The sequence below is a fragment of the Streptomyces sp. NPDC048352 genome, from assembly GCF_040651895.1.
In the GTDB taxonomy this organism is placed as follows: Bacteria; Actinomycetota; Actinomycetes; order Streptomycetales; family Streptomycetaceae; genus Streptomyces.
The window spans coordinates 97,709-112,070 of the sequence record NZ_JBEZKZ010000008.1; the positions used below are offsets into that span (position 1 = coordinate 97,709).

Here is a 14,362-nt window from a genome sequence, read left to right on the forward strand (position 1 = left end):
GTCTCTCTCCCCGTTCGTCAGGTCTCGTTCGGTCCCGGTCAGCCGTTCCCGATGACCACTAACCTAGGGAGAGGTACTCTCTTTTCGAAAGTACGCACTTCGGAGTGCGTACCCGACCCGGAAGTGGGCAACCATGGCCACCCGCACCGCCGCCGCCCTGCGCGAAGAGGCCCGCGCCGCCTACGACGCCTTCGTCAGGGACTGCCCCACCACCCAGCTCCTCGCCCGCATCAGCGACAAGTGGGTCGGCCTCGTCCTCAGCGCCCTCGGCGAGGCCGAAACCGGCTCCATGCGCTACAGCGAACTGGGCCGCAAAATCCCCGGCGTGAGCCAGAAGATGCTCACCCAGACCCTCCGCTCCCTCGAACGCGACGGCATCGTCACCCGCACCGTCACCCCGACCGTCCCCGTCCGCGTCGACTACCGCCTCACCGAACTCGGCGGCAGCCTCGGCTGCCTCCTCTCCTCCGTCAAGAAGTGGGCCGAGAACCACTTCGACGAGGTCAGTGCCCACCGCGAGGCCTATGACCAGGCCACCGCCACCACCTGACCCCCTCCACCCGGAACCACCGAATTCGGCGGCGCCGCCGGGCCCCCGATGGCATGCTGGGACCGTGAACGGTCCCGGCATTCAGCTCACCCTCGCCCCCGAACTGCGCCTCTTCGCCCCGCCCAGCCGGCGCGCGGACCGCGTACCGACCGCCACCGACGGCGCCTCCAGCATCGGACACGTCGTCGAATCCGCCGGCGTCCCCCTCACCGAGGTGGGCCGCCTGGTCGTCGACGGCCAGGAGGTCCCCGTCTCGTACGTGCCCCAAGCGGGCCAGACGGTCGAGGTGTTCGGCGTGGACCGGCCCCAGCGGATCGCCGGCGCCCCCCTGCGCTTCCTCCTCGACGTCCACCTCGGCACCCTCGCCCGCCGGCTGCGCCTGCTCGGCGTCGACGCCGCCTACGAGAACGAGGACATCGGCGACCCCGCCCTCGCCACCCGCTCCGCCGCCGAGCAGCGCGTCCTGCTCTCCCGCGACCGCGGCCTGCTGCGCCGCCGCGAGATCTTCGCCGGCGCGTACGTCTACAGCGACAACCCGGACGAACAACTGCGGGACGTACTCAGCCGGTTCGCACCCGAGCTCACCCCCTGGACCCGCTGCACGGCCTGCAACGGCCCGCTCCGGGAAGCGGACAAGGACAGCGTCGGCGACCGGCTGGAGCACGGCACGCAGCGCTCGTACGACGTCTTCGCGCAGTGCACCGACTGCGAACGCGTCTACTGGCGCGGCGCCCACCACTCGCGCCTGGAACGGATCGTGGACGACGCCCTGGCCGAATTCGGCAACGGCGCCCCGGTGTAGCGCCCTGCGGCGGCCGCTCCCGGCTGGCAGACTCCTGGAGCATGACTGCCGCTGAGGACACCACCGGAGCATCCGGCGACACCGGCACCACCGAGGTCTTCGACGTGGCCGTCGTCGGCGCGGGACCCACGGGACTCCTGCTCGCCGGCGACCTCGCCGCCGCCGGACTCTCCGTCACCCTCCTGGAGAAGCGGCCCCGCACGGCCGCCAATCTCACCCGCGCCTTCGCCGTCCACGCCCGCACCCTCGAACTGCTCGACGCGCGCGGCCTCGCCGACGAACTCGTCTCCACCGGCCGGCGGATCGACCTGCTGCGCCCCTTCGGTTCCATGGCCCTCTCCCTCCGACGACTGCGTAGCCGCTACCCCTTCGTGCTCATCACGCCTCAATATGAGACAGAGAAACTGCTCGAGCGCCGCGCACTGTCCACAGGGACGGTCATCCAATACGACTGCCAGGTCACCGGCCTCCGCCAGGACCACGAGACGGTCACCCTCGACGTCCAGGACACGGAGAAGGCCGGCCCGGAAGACCACGGCCCCGAGGACCACGGCCCCGGCCCCGACGGCCGCCCCCGCCAGATCCACGCGCGCCACGTCGTCGGCACCGACGGCGTCCGCTCCACCGTCCGCGACCGCCTCGGCCTCCCCTTCCCCGGCCAGGCCGTCGTCCGCTCCATGATCCTGGCCGACGTCCGCCTCACCGACCCGCCCGAGGACACCCTCACCGCCAACGGCACCGCCGACGCCTTCGCCTTCCTCGTCCCCTTCGGCGACGGCTGGTACCGCGCCATCGCCTGGAGCCCCGACGCCCGGGCCGCCGACACCGACCCCACCTCCCTCGACGAACTGCGCGCCCTCACCCGTGCCGCCCTCGGCAGCGACCACGGCATGCACGACCCGCGCTGGATGTCCCGCTTCCACAGCGACGAACGCCAGGTCCCCCACTACCGCGCCGGCCGCGTCTTCCTCGCCGGCGACGCCGCGCACGTCCACTCCCCCGCCGGCGGCCTCGGCATGAACACCGGGCTCCAGGACGCCGCCAACCTCTCCTGGAAACTCGCCGCCGTCCTGCACGGCCAGGCCCCCGACCCCGAAGCCCTCCTCGACAGCTACCACCGCGAGCGCCACCCCGTCGGCCGCCTCGTCCTGCGCGCCAGCGGCGCCCTCGTCCGCGCCGTCACCGCCGGCACCCCCGCCCGGCGCACCGCCCGCCGCCTCGGCGCCGGCCTCCTCGCCCGCCTCGGCCCCGCCCAGGACCGCGCGCTCGGCCTCGTCTCCGGCATCGGCATCGCCTACCCGCCGCCGCCCGGCACCCGGCGCCCCACCCCCGCCGGCCGGCGCGCCCCCGACCTCCCCCTCGCCGCCGGAACGCGGCTCTACGAGGCCCTGCGCGCCGGCGGCTTCGTCCTCATCACCCCGCCCGGCGCGGCCACCCCGCCCGGAACGCCCCTCACGCACCACCACTGGGCCACGCAGGGGCGTACCGCCCGCGTCCTCGTACGCCCCGACGGCTACGTCGCCTGGAGCGCCCCCGCGGCCGACGACGCCAAGACCGCCGCCGCCGTCGCCCGCTGGCTGCTCCCGGGAGGACGGCCCCGGAAGGCGTAGCAGCCTCCGACAGGCCTCAGAAGGCGTACGTGTCGCCCGTGTCCAGGGCCAGCACCACGTGCTCGTCATTGGCGTGGTTGCGGTCGGTCGCGCCGCCGTCCCACAGGGTGTCGATCCGCACCGCGACCTCTGCCGGCCGCTCCCGCAGCCCCAGCAGCAGCGCGATGTGCCGGCCCTGCCCGTGCTCCGGCAGCGCGCCCGTCTCGCACACGACCTCCCGCCGGCCCACCCGCGCGCACCCCTCGTCCAGCTCGGGCCGGTCGGCGAGGTCCGCCGACAGCCGCACCCGCACCGTCGCGTCCGGCACCGCGGACGGGCCCTCGTTCCGCGGCACCATCCACAGCTTCAGCTGCCCGTGGGACAGCCGGACCCGCCCGTGGTACGCCACGTCCGCCTCCGCCCCGGGGCCGGACCGGGCATCCGCCGGCCCGGCCCCGCACAGCACCAGCAAGCCCGCCACCACCACACTCCGTACGGCACCACGGCGCACCGCCACCACCTCCTCGCGCGGACGGTAGCCACCCCGCCCAGCCGCCGATCGGACCATCACACGAATGAGGGCAAGCCCTCCGCCATTCGCCCCGCCCCCGGCACCGGGCCCCGGCGCAGGCCGCGGACCAGGCCGATCACCGCCACCGCGCCCCTCACCCCCGCCGCAGCAGCCGTGATCACGTACGCGCCGCGCCGCCGACCCGGCCTATGCTGGCGGGCATTCGCCCGTACGAACGACCGAACCGGCGGGCGACCCCGCGACCACGCGACCCGCGACCCCCGCGACCACGCGACCCCACGAGGAGCCCCGCCCATGAGCACGCGCCCGGCCACCCGAACCGCCGTAGTCACCGGCGCGAGCAGCGGAATCGGCGCGGCCACCGCCCGGCAGCTCGCCGCGGCCGGCTACCACGTCGTCCTCACCGCCCGCCGCAAGGACCGCATCGAGGCCCTCGCCGCCGAGATCACCGAAGCCGGCCACGAGGCCACCGCCCACGCCCTCGACGTCACCGACCGCCCCGCCGTCGACGCCTTCGCCGCCTCCCTGGAACGCTTCCCCTCCGTCGACGTCCTCGTCAACAACGCCGGCGGCGCCATCGGCGCCGAGCCCGTCGCCACCGGCGACCCCGCCGACTGGCGCACGATGTACGAGGTCAACGTCATCGGCACCCTCAACCTCACCCAGGCGCTGCTGCCCGCCCTCACCGCCTCCGGCGACGGCACGGTCGTCGTGCTCTCCTCCACCGCCGGCCACGCCACGTACGAGGGCGGCGCGGGCTACGTCGCCGCCAAGAACGGCGCCCGCGTCCTCGCCGAGACCCTCCGCCTGGAGATCGTGGGCCAGCCCGTCCGCGTCATCGAGATCGCCCCCGGCATGGTCAAGACCGAGGAGTTCGCGAAGACCCGCTTCCGCGGCGACTCCGCCAAGGCCGAGAAGGTCTACGCGGGCGTGGCGCAGCCCCTCTCCGCCGACGACGTGGCCGACACCATCACCTGGGCGGTGACCCGCCCCAGCCACGTCAACATCGACCTCCTGGTGGTCCGCCCCCGCGCCCAGGCCTCGAACACGAAGGTGCACCGCGAGCTCTAGTCGGCCCTGCGGAGCGACATGAGGGCCGCCGGCGCCAGCCGGCGGCCCTCGCCGCGTCCCTCACCCGCCGCGACCCCGCCGGAACCCCGGCTCGGCCGATCGGCGCCATATGTGCCGCCGATCAGATGATCGGACCTCGCGCCTCACGCCGCACGGGACCCGGCGGCCGAACCATGCAGATCGAGGTCGCCAGACCTCGAGGTCGACCCCCCAGGGTCAGACCCTCCGGTTCCACGAGGAGCACCACACATGAGTCCTGAGACAAGGACACCGTCCCCCATGGGCCCGCTACCCCGGCAGACCAGATGGCTCGCCGGCGGTGCGGTGGCTTCGATGGCCATCGCGATGCTCGGCCTCGCCACCCCCGTGCAGGCCGACACCGGTGCGCCGCAGGCGGCCGCGGTGGCCGCCGCGAGCGCGCAGGGCGGCGGCGACGACTGCAGGGACGACGACGACTACGACCCCGACGTCAAGGGCGCCAAGGCCAACCCGCACAAGGACAAGTGCGAAGGCCGGGTCGGCCCTCCCGGGCCTCCCGGACCTCCCGGGCGCGACGGCCGTGACGGCCGTGACGGCCGCGACGGCGCCCCCGGCACCCCCGGGCCGCCCGGACCCTGCGTGGACATCTCCACCTCCTGGGACGAGGAAGAAGTCAAGTACAAGGCCGTACTGGGCCCCAACGGCATCGTGTGGGCGGGTGTCTACGACTTCAACGCGGCCAACCCGACCACCCCGGCCTACACCTGGTACAACCTCACCACCGGCTCCCCGACGTTCCCGGCCAACCCCTGCGGCGTCACGATCGCCGAGACCGCCAACCGGGTCATCGTCGAGGTGCTCACCGCATCCGGAACCGTCTACGAGACCGAGTGCGCGGTGGTCCGGGGCGAGCCGGACCGGCTCGACTGCCCGACCCCGGTCGTCTGGACCCCGGCGAACCCCCAGCCGGGACAGGTCCCGCCGCCGCCCACCAAGAAGAAGCACACCCCGCTGAAGCCGAGCAGCGCCCCCCACATCGACAAGGGCCTCTCGAAGATCAGCTAGCACCCCTGCCCGCTGACACCACACCGGCAGACGGGCGACCGAGGGGGGCACCGCCACGGCGGTGCCCCCCTCGGGCCTTCAGCGCTTCAGCGCTTCAGCCCTTCACGCAGACGACGGCCTTGAGCTTCGCCACGACCTGCACCAGGTCCGTCTGCTGGTCGATGACCTGCTCGATCGACTTGTACGCGCCCGGGATCTCGTCCACGACGCCCGAGTCCTTGCGGCACTCCACGCCCTGGGTCTGCTCCGCCAGGTCGCGCGTCGTGAACCGCTTCTTCGCCGCCGTCCGGCTCATCCTGCGGCCCGCTCCGTGCGAGGCGGAGTTGAAGGACTTCTCGTTGCCGAGCCCCTTCACGATGTACGACCCCGTGCCCATCGAGCCCGGGATGATCCCGTAGTCGCCGCTGCCGGCGCGGATCGCGCCCTTCCGGGTGACCAGCAGGTCCATTCCGTCGTACCGCTCCTCCGCCACGTAGTTGTGGTGGCAGCTGATCTCCCGCTCGAAGGAGACCTTGGCCTTCCGGAACTCCTTGCGGATGACTTCCTTGAGCAGGCACATCATGGCGGCGCGGTTGTACTTCGCGTACTCCTGCGCCCAGAAGAGGTCGCTGCGGTACGCCTCCATCTCCGGGGTTGCCGCGAGGAAGACCGCCAGGTCCCGGTCGACGAGGTTCTGGTTGTGCGACAGTCCCCGCGCCACGCCGATGTGGTGCGCGGCGAGCTCGTTGCCGATACCGCGGGAGCCCGAGTGCAGCATGAGCCACACTTCTCCCGACATATCGATTGAAATCTCTACGAAGTGATTACCAGAGCCCAATGTCCCGGTTTGCCGCAGTGCCCGGTCCCGCCGGAACTTGACCGCGTCCGCGAGGTAGTCGAAGCGCTCCCAGAGGTCGGAGTACCCCTCCTCCGAGAAGCCGTACAGCCGCCCCGGGTCCACCGCCTCGCGGTGCATGCCCGCACCCACCGGGATCGCCTGCTCGATGCGCGAGCGCAGCTTGGACAGGTCGCCGGGGAGGTCGTTCGCCGTCAGGGAGGTCTTGACCGCGGACATGCCGCAGCCGATGTCCACGCCGACCGCGGCCGGGCAGACCGCGTCCTTCATGGCGATGACCGAGCCCACCGTGGCGCCCTTGCCGTAGTGCACGTCCGGCATCACGGCCAGGCCCTTGATCCACGGCAGCCCGGCCGTGTTCTGGAGCTGCCGCATCGCGCTGTCCTCGACGGACGCCGGGTCCGCCCACATCCGGATCGGGACGTTCGCCCCTGGTACCTCTACGTACGACATAAGACAAGAATCCCCTGAAATCCACAGAAAAGTATGAATACGCGAAAAGCCGCGCTCATAGCCCCAAAGCAGACAGGGAACCGGCGCCGGCACCAGCGTGTGCGATAGACATTGTGTCCATCCGTGCCCGAGTCGCGGCAACGGAATTTCCCGAAGGAGCCAGGGGAGCCAGTGGACGTGGACCGATCGCCGGTACGTCGCCGAGTCCTGCCGGGCATCGCGATGCTCACCGCGCTCGTGGCCGGCACGGCCGGGCTCGCCGGGTGCACCGACAGCAGCGGCACCGGGGCCGGCGACCCCAAGGGCGGCGGGAACACCGCCGTGCCCGCGCAGCCCGGCAAGTACCGCAGCCTGCCGCAGCCCTGCAAGGCCGCCGACCCCAAGCGGCTCCGGGCCATGCTCCCGGCCGTCGACTCCCTGACCACCGAACAGCGCGACCAGCTCTACGCCGGGACCGCGGAGGCCTCGTACGACGGTGACCGGCACGTCGGCTGCCGGTGGAACGCGCAGACCCCCGAGGGGACGCTGCTGCTGTCGGTCACCTTCGAGCGCGTCGTCTCGTACGACCGTGCCACGACGAGCGACGACGACAAGGCGCGCCAGGTGTACGTGCGCCGGCTGACCGACGCGCACCTGCCCTTCCCCGGCCCGACCGGCCCGACGGTCAGTCCGACGGCAAACCCGACGGGCGGCCCGACGAGCAACCCGACGGGCGGCCCGACGACCGGCCCGCCCCCGGGCGGCGCCCCCGCCACAGGCTCCGCCACGGGCCCCGGCGCGAGCCCCGCCGGCCTTCCGGGCGGCAGTGGCGCGCCTGCCCCGGCCGCTTCCGGTTCGGGTTCCGCTCCGGCTTCCGCGCCGGCCTCCCCCAGTACCCCGCCCGAGCTCGGCTCGCGCGTCCTGGAGGGGCTCGGCAACGAGGCCTTCCTCGACGACAAGCTCGCCGCGGCCGGCGCCACCGCCGCCCAGGCCCGGACCGTGCGGATCGTCTTCCGCACCTCCAACGTCCTGGTCACCGTCGAGTACAGCGTGCAGCCGTCCGGCCCGGGCACGGTCCCCCCGAGTGCGGAAACGCAGGACAGGGCACGTCAGTTGGCGCAGGCCCTGGCCGAGCGTTTCAACCAGTGACAGCGCCCCCCACGGGGGGCGCGCACGCCCCCCGTGACGGCGCGCACAGCAGCCGGGCGCCCGGTCGGGCTACCGTTGCTCGGGTCCCGCGCCCGTAACGCGCCCCGAAGAAGCCCCCAACGTCTGAAGGAAACATGCACCGATCAGCCTCGCGCCTCACCCGCGTTCTCGCCTGCGCAGCCGTCCCGGTGATCCTCGCCGTCGCCGGCTGCTCGTCCGACTCGGGCAAGTCCTCGGGCGGCTCGGACTCCGGCAAGAAGTCCGATTCCTCCGCGTCCGCCAAGCCGAGCACGAAGCCGTCGGCCCCGCTGGAGAAGGTGGCCTTCGCGAAGCTGCCCGACCCCTGCAAGGCGCTGGCCGGCAAGACCGTCGAGTCGCTCGTCCCCGAGGCGAAGGACAAGAACGGCACGGCGGCGAAGTCCAACGACCTCTCGAACCGCGCCAGCTGCTCCTGGAACGGCCTGGACACCGACGGTGCGAAGGGTTCGCAGTACCGCTGGCTGTCCGTCTCCCTGGTCCGTTACGACTCGCACGCTTCCCTCGGCAGCGGCAACAAGCGTGCGGAAGACCAGTACAACAAGCAGATCGAGCTGGCGAAGGCCTCCGAGGGCGCGCACGACGTCAAGGTGGAGCAGGCCGGCGGGGTCGGCGACCAGGGCACCACGGTGGCCTACGGCGTGAAGAAGGACGTCGACTTCTTCAACAACACGGTCGTCGTCCGCACGCAGAACGTGGTGGTGACCCTCGACTTCAACGGTGCCGCCTACGAGGGCGCCGGTGCGCCGGACCAGGGCAAGCTGCTCCAGGACGCGATCTCCGCGGCCAAGGAGACGGTTGCCTCGATCGCCTCCGCCAACACCGACCAGGGTGCGGCTCCGTCCGGTTCCGCTTCGGCTTCCGCTTCCGCGTCGGCCTCGCCCCAGCAGTAGCCCGGCAGCAGACCCGCCGACAGGAGGGGGCCTACGGCACGGGTGACGCGCAGTCACCCGTACGCTGTGCCTGCCGTAGCTCGACAAGGCAAGGGGAGGGGATCGCGTGGCCGCGATGCAGCTGACTCGTACGCACCGGATTCTCATCGGTGTCGTGGTCGCCGGAGCCGTGGTCATCGCGGGCATCGGTTTCGCGGGTTCGTACTCCGCGGTGCGCGCGCTGGCGTTGAAGAAAGGCTTCGGCAGCTTCTCGCTGGTGTTCCCGATCGGCATCGACGCGGGCATCTGCGTGCTGCTGGCGCTGGACCTGCTGCTGACGTGGATCCGCATCCCGTTCCCCCTGCTGCGCCAGACGGCGTGGCTGCTGACGGCGGCGACGATCGCGTTCAACGGCGCGGCGGCCTGGCCGGACCCGCTGGGCGTGGGCATGCACGCGGTGATCCCGGTGCTGTTCGTGGTCACGGTCGAAGCGGCTCGGCACGCGGTGGGCCGGATCGCGGACATCACCGCGGACCGGCACATGGAGGGGGTGCGGATCACCCGCTGGCTCCTGTCGCCGGTGCCCACCTTCAAGCTGTGGCGCCGGATGAAGCTGTGGGAGCTGCGCTCCTACGAGCAGGCGGTCGGCATGGAGCAGGACCGGCTGATCTACCAGGCGCGGCTCCAGGCCCGTTACGGGCGGGCGTGGCGGCGCAAGGCGCCGGTGGAGGCGTTGATGCCGCTGCGCCTGGCCCGGATCGGTGTGCCGCTGTCGCAGACGGCGCCCGAGGGGCTGGCGGCCGCGGGCATCGACCCGGTGCTGCTGCCTCCGGCGGCGGTCACCGCGGGCTCGGCGGGTGCTCCCGCCCTGGTGGCGGCGCCGGCCCCCGGCCCGGCTCCCACCTCCGCGCAGGAACCCGCGCACACCTCCGCGCAGGAACCCGCGCACGCCTCCGGGCAGCACTCCGTGCCGGAACCCGCGCAGGCCGCCCCCGTGCAGCCCGAGACCGGTACGCGGGCCCCCGCCGGGCTGCCCCGGCAGGCCGGCCCGCAGGCCCAGCCGCCCGTCGCCGCCCCCGCCCCCGTCCCCGGCCCCGTGCACGGCCCGGCGCCCTTCGTGGTGGAGCCGACGGCCATGCCCGCGGCGCACGACAGCGCCTGGTTCGCGGCGCCGCTCGCCCCGCAGGCGGCGTACGAGGGCGACTACAACCCGCAGTACGTCGAGGGCCTGGAGCCGATCCCGGTCATGCCCCCGGCCGGGCCGGAGGAGCAGGCCGAGCAGGCCGAGCCCGCCGACGCCCTCTCCGACGCCGACGAGGAGAAGTTCCGGGAGGCCGCGTACGAGGTCTTCCGGGCCTACATCGAGGAGTACGCCCAGGTCCCGAGCCCCGTGCAGCTGGAGGAGCGCCTCTCCGACCGCCTCGGGATCGCGGACTCGCGCGACGCGGCCGAGCTCAAGCAGCTGATCCCCCGGCTGAAGGAGCGCTACCAGCGCGACCTGATGGACGAGCACATCCCGTAACCCGCGCGACCGCGCGCCGCGACCGCGGAAAAGGGCCCGCACCCCCGGCGAACCGGGGGTGCGGGCCCTTTTCCGTACGGGCGCTCCGCGTCAGGCGGCGAGCAGCTTGCGCACCCGCTCCGCGCCCACCGCGAGCAGCAGCGTGGGCAGGCGCGGGCCGGTCTCGCGGGTCACGAGCAGCCGGTAGAGCAGGGCGAAGAACTCGCGCTGGGCGACCTTGAGCTCCGGCGTCGGCTTGGCGTCGGGCTCCAGGCCGGCCATCACCTTCGGCACGCCGTAGACGAGCGTGGTGAGCCCGTCCAGGGACCAGTGCGAGTCGAGGCCCTCCAGGAGCAGCCGCAGCGACTCGCGCCCGGCGTCGTCCAGGGAGGACAGCAGCTCGGTGTCGGCGTCCTCGCGGACGAGGGTGCGCTGGTCGGCCGGGACCTGGGTGGTGATCCAGTTCTCGGCGCGGTCCAGGCGCGGCCGGACCTCGTCCAGGGAGCCCAGCGGCTGGGAGGGGTCCAGGTCGGAGAGGATCCGCAGGGTCTGCTCGTCGTGCCCGGCGGTGATGTCGACGACCGACGCGAGGGTGCGGTACGGCATCGGACGCGGGGTGCGGGGCAGCTCGTGGGAGGCGACGCGGACGGCGCGGGCGTGCGCGGCGGCGTCGGCCGGCAGGACGGTGCCGTCGGCGACCTTGGCCTCCAGCTTGTCCCACTCGTCGTAGAGGCGCTGGATCTCCTGGTCGAAGGCGATCTTGAAGGACTGGTTGGGGCGGCGGCGCGCGTACAGCCAGCGCAGCAGCTGCGGTTCCATGATCTTCAGCGCGTCGGCCGGGGTGGGGACCCCGCCCTTGCTGGAGGACATCTTCGCCATGCCCGAGATGCCGACGAAGGCGTACATCGGGCCGATGGGCTGCTCGCCGCCGAAGAGGCCGACGATCTGCCCGCCGACCTGGAAGGAGGAGCCGGGCGAGGAGTGGTCGACGCCCGAGGGCTCGAAGACGACGCCCTCGTACGCCCAGCGCATGGGCCAGTCGACCTTCCAGACCAGCTTGCCGCGGTTGAACTCGGAGAGCTTGACGGTCTCGGTGAACTCGTCCTCGGTGCAGACGTAGGTCAGCTCGGTGGTCTCGTCGTTGTAGGCGGTGACCTTGGTGAAGTCCTTGTTGCACGCGCCGCAGTACGGCTTGTACGGGAAGTACTCCGCGCCCTCGGCGCTGCCGTCGTCCTCGGCGGCGGCGCCCGAGCCCTCCGCGGCCTCGAGTTCGGCCGCGTCGGCCTGCTTCTGCTGGGGCTTCTTGCCGCCCGGCTTCTGCTTGGTGCGGTACTGGTCGAGGACGGCGTCGATGTCGGCGCGGTGCTTCATCGCGAACAGCACCTGCTCGCGGTAGGCACCGGAGGTGTACTGCTCGGTCTGGCTGATCGGGTCGTACTCGACGCCCAGCTCGGCCAGGGAGTCGACCATGGCGGCCTTGAAGTGCTCGGCCCAGTTCGGGTACGGGGACCCCTCGGGCGCGGGCACGGCGGTCAGCGGGCGGCCGATGTGCTGGGCGTGGGACGCCTCGGTGACTCCGGGGACGCCGTTGGGGACCTTGCGGTACCGGTCGTAGTCGTCCCAGGAGATGAGGTGGCGGACCTGGTGGCCGCGGCGGCGGATCTCGTCCGCGACCAGGTGCGGGGTCATGACCTCGCGCAGGTTGCCGAGGTGGATCGGGCCGGAGGGGGAGAGCCCGGACGCGACGACGATCACTTTGCCCGGGGCTCGGCGCTCCGCCTCGGCGATGACCTCGTCCGCGAAACGGGAGACCCAGTCGGTCTCTGTGCTGCTGCTCTGGGCGCTCTGAGCCACGACACGTCCTTCTATCTCGAATGCTGGCTTCGGCCATTCTCCCAGACGGAAGCTGCCGCTCCGGGGTTGCTTCCGCGCAGTGATATCCCGAGAGGCCGGGCCCCTCCGCGTGGGATACTCGGCACTTGTCGGAACACCCAAGTGCACCTTCAGGCGCAACCTCACAGGAACGGCAGCTCATGGCCTCGGTCCCTTCCCTCGCTTCCTCCGTCGAACAGCGCGTCGCGGACGCCCTCGTCTCCGCCCTGCCGGAGGCCGGTGCCGCCGACCCGCTGCTGCGACGAAGCGACCGGGCCGACTTCCAGGCCAACGGCATCCTGGCGCTCGCGAAGAAGGCCAAGGCCAACCCGCGCGAGCTGGCGGCCACCGTCCTCGACGGCCTGGACAAGGGCGGGGTGATCAAGGAGGTCGAGGTCTCGGGCCCCGGCTTCCTCAACATCACCGTCTCCGACGAGGCGATCATCAAGACCCTGGCCGCCCGTGCCGCCGACGACCGGCTCGGCGTGCCGCTCAACGCGTCCGCCGGCACGACCGTGATCGACTACGCGCAGCCCAACGTGGCCAAGGAGATGCACGTCGGCCACCTGCGGTCCGCCGTGATCGGTGCCGCGATGGTGGAGATCCTGGAGTTCACGGGTGAGACGGTGATCCGCCGCCACCACATCGGCGACTGGGGCACCCAGTTCGGCATGCTGATCCAGTACCTGCTGGAGCACCCGCACGAGCTGGACCACAAGGCCGCCGAGGGGGACCCCCAGGCCTCCGGTGAAGAGGCGATGTCCAACCTCAACCGCCTCTACAAGGCTTCGCGCGCCCTCTTCGACTCCGACGAGGAGTTCAAGACGCGCGCCCGGGCCCGGGTGGTGGACCTCCAGGCGGGCGACCCGGAGACCCTGGCCCTGTGGCAGCGGTTCGTGGACGAGTCGAAGATCTACTTCTACTCGGTCTTCAACAAGCTGGACATGGACATCCAGGACCCGGACGTCGTCGGCGAGTCCGGCTACAACGACATGCTGGTCGAGACCTGCAAGCTGCTGGAGGAGTCGGGCGTCGCCGTCCGCTCCAACGGCGCGCTGTGCGTGTTCTTCGACGAGTACAAGGGGCCGGACGGCAACCCGACGCCGCTGATCGTCCAGAAGTCCGACGGCGGTTTCGGCTACGCCGCCACCGACCTCTCCGCGATCCGCAACCGCGTCTCCGACCTGTCGGCCACGTCCCTGATCTACGTGGTGGACGCGCGGCAGTCGCTGCACTTCAAGATGGTCTTCGAGACGGCCCGCCGGGCCGGCTGGCTCAACGAGGACGTCAAGGCCGTTCAGCTGGCGTTCGGCACGGTCCTCGGCAAGGACGGCAAGCCGTTCAAGACCCGTGAGGGCGAGACGGTCCGGCTGGTCGACCTGCTGGACGAGGCGGTCGAGCGGGCGACGGCCGTCGTCCGCGAGAAGGCCGAGAAGGTGGGCCTGACGGAGGCGGAGATCGTCGAGAACGGCCAGTACGTGGGCATCGGCGCGGTGAAGTACGCCGACCTGTCGACGTCGGCCGCGCGCGACTACAAGTTCGACCTGGACCAGATGGTCTCGCTCAACGGCGACACCTCCGTCTACCTCCAGTACGCGTACGCCCGGATCCGGTCCATCCTGCGCAAGGCGGGCGAGCGGCGGCCGGCCGCCCACCCGGAGCTGGAGCTGGCCCCGGCGGAGCGCGCGCTGGGCCTGCACCTGGACGGCTTCGGCGCGCTGATCGGCGAGGCCGCGGCGGAGTACGCGCCGCACAAGCTGGCGGCGTACCTCTACCAGCTGTCGTCGCTGTTCACGACGTTCTACGACCAGTGCCCGGTCATCAAGCCGGAGCCGGAGCTCGTGGTCGGCGAGAACCGCCTCTTCCTGTGCGACCTGACCGCGCGGACGCTGTCGAAGGGCATGTCCCTCCTCGGCATCCGCACTCCCGAGAAGCTCTGACGAGGTCCGGCACCGGCTCGGCGGACGGCCCCCTCCCGGCAAGGGAGGGGGCCGTCGTGCGTGTGAGCGGCGTCACGGGGAACGTCCGGGCGGGAGCGGGCCTCTTCGGTGTGTCAGGGCGCGGCACGGTGAGGGGA

12 protein-coding genes are annotated in these 14,362 nt (G+C 72.2%); 9 read left to right on the forward strand and 3 right to left on the reverse strand.

What is annotated here, in order from left to right:
* Window positions 1-133 precede the first annotated feature (133 nt).
* The 3 genes from AB0D45_RS07210 to AB0D45_RS07220 all read left to right on the forward strand — a co-directional run bounded on the left by AB0D45_RS07210 (window position 134) and on the right by AB0D45_RS07220 (window position 2,962).
* Complete coding sequence (locus AB0D45_RS07210; RefSeq protein ID WP_361597096.1) at window positions 134-550, forward strand: helix-turn-helix domain-containing protein; 417 nt, start codon at window positions 134-136, stop codon at window positions 548-550.
* Window positions 551-614: 64 nt separating this feature from the next.
* Window positions 615-1,352, forward strand: coding sequence for a Mut7-C RNAse domain-containing protein (locus AB0D45_RS07215; RefSeq protein WP_361597093.1), 738 nt, complete (start codon window positions 615-617; stop codon window positions 1,350-1,352).
* 41 nt (window positions 1,353-1,393) lie between these two features.
* Complete coding sequence (locus AB0D45_RS07220; protein WP_362455744.1) at window positions 1,394-2,962, forward strand: FAD-dependent oxidoreductase; 1,569 nt, start codon at window positions 1,394-1,396, stop codon at window positions 2,960-2,962.
* Window positions 2,963-2,978: 16 nt separating this feature from the next.
* Here AB0D45_RS07220 and AB0D45_RS07225 read toward each other — a convergent pair whose 3' ends face one another.
* Window positions 2,979-3,452, reverse strand: a complete 474-nt coding sequence (locus tag AB0D45_RS07225) for a hypothetical protein (protein ID WP_362455746.1) — start codon at window positions 3,450-3,452, stop codon at window positions 2,979-2,981.
* 315 nt (window positions 3,453-3,767) lie between these two features.
* Between AB0D45_RS07225 and AB0D45_RS07230 the strand changes: the two genes are divergently transcribed.
* Together AB0D45_RS07230 and AB0D45_RS07235 are read left to right on the forward strand one after the other, a co-directional pair.
* On the forward strand, window positions 3,768-4,544 hold the full coding sequence (locus AB0D45_RS07230) for an SDR family oxidoreductase (protein ID WP_362455748.1): 777 nt from the start codon (window positions 3,768-3,770) through the stop codon (window positions 4,542-4,544).
* A 279-nt stretch (window positions 4,545-4,823) separates the two neighbouring features.
* The gene (locus tag AB0D45_RS07235; RefSeq protein WP_362455750.1) at window positions 4,824-5,588 is read left to right on the forward strand and encodes a hypothetical protein; all 765 of its coding nucleotides are present in this window, start codon (window positions 4,824-4,826) and stop codon (window positions 5,586-5,588) included.
* Between the two features lie 94 nt (window positions 5,589-5,682).
* Here the strand turns inward: AB0D45_RS07235 and AB0D45_RS07240 are convergent, their stop codons facing one another.
* On the reverse strand, window positions 5,683-6,876 hold the full coding sequence (locus tag AB0D45_RS07240) for an RtcB family protein (protein ID WP_362455752.1): 1,194 nt from the start codon (window positions 6,874-6,876) through the stop codon (window positions 5,683-5,685).
* Between the two features lie 177 nt (window positions 6,877-7,053).
* Here AB0D45_RS07240 and AB0D45_RS07245 point away from each other — a divergent pair, with 177 nt between their 5' ends.
* The 3 genes from AB0D45_RS07245 to AB0D45_RS07255 all read left to right on the forward strand — a co-directional run bounded on the left by AB0D45_RS07245 (window position 7,054) and on the right by AB0D45_RS07255 (window position 10,434).
* Window positions 7,054-8,004: a DUF3558 domain-containing protein gene (locus tag AB0D45_RS07245; protein WP_362455754.1), complete on the forward strand. Its 951-nt coding sequence runs from the start codon at window positions 7,054-7,056 to the stop codon at window positions 8,002-8,004.
* A 134-nt stretch (window positions 8,005-8,138) separates the two neighbouring features.
* The gene (locus AB0D45_RS07250; protein WP_361597073.1) at window positions 8,139-8,933 is read left to right on the forward strand and encodes a DUF3558 family protein; all 795 of its coding nucleotides are present in this window, start codon (window positions 8,139-8,141) and stop codon (window positions 8,931-8,933) included.
* Window positions 8,934-9,039: 106 nt separating this feature from the next.
* Complete coding sequence (locus tag AB0D45_RS07255; RefSeq protein WP_362455756.1) at window positions 9,040-10,434, forward strand: DUF2637 domain-containing protein; 1,395 nt, start codon at window positions 9,040-9,042, stop codon at window positions 10,432-10,434.
* 90 nt (window positions 10,435-10,524) lie between these two features.
* On the opposite strand, the gene lysS is transcribed toward AB0D45_RS07255, so the two are convergent.
* Window positions 10,525-12,267: a lysine--tRNA ligase gene (lysS, locus tag AB0D45_RS07260; protein WP_362455758.1), complete on the reverse strand. Its 1,743-nt coding sequence runs from the start codon at window positions 12,265-12,267 to the stop codon at window positions 10,525-10,527.
* 179 nt (window positions 12,268-12,446) lie between these two features.
* Between lysS and argS the strand changes: the two genes are divergently transcribed.
* On the forward strand, window positions 12,447-14,225 hold the full coding sequence (gene argS / locus AB0D45_RS07265) for an arginine--tRNA ligase (protein ID WP_362455760.1): 1,779 nt from the start codon (window positions 12,447-12,449) through the stop codon (window positions 14,223-14,225).
* The last annotated feature ends 137 nt before the right edge of the window (window positions 14,226-14,362 follow it).